The organism is Promicromonospora sp. NPDC059942, assembly GCF_042731755.1.
GTDB lineage: Bacteria > Actinomycetota > Actinomycetes > Actinomycetales > Cellulomonadaceae > Promicromonospora.
In genome coordinates, this window is the sequence record NZ_JBHWLR010000057.1 from 289 (window position 1) to 712 (window position 424).

The following is a 424-nucleotide window of genomic DNA, read 5'->3' on the forward strand; positions in this document are numbered from 1 at the left end:
CTCTACTTTCGTTAAAAGTAAGTCACAAAATTTCTAACTTTATTTAAATTCAAAGAGTAGAACAAAATGCATCTTAAATTCCTAGTCCACCATCGAACCCCAACTTGCCCTGTCTGTTGAATTTCTCAGTGAAATTCTTTTTGTTGGGGCCCCGAACCCCAACTTGCCCTATCTGTTGAATTTCTCAGTGAAATTCTTTTTGTTAGGGCCCCAAACCCCAACTCGCCTTGTCTGTTGAATTTCTAAGTGGAATTTACTGTATTGATGACATAACATAGCTTTAAAAGTTGATATAAGTGCATTTTTAATTCAGTTATAAACTACTTATAAGTTAAGAAAGTCTAGGACATTGACTTTTGCCCTAGACTCAATTCCTACGATTAGTCAAGTACTTATAATTAAAATAAGCATTACTTAACTAAAC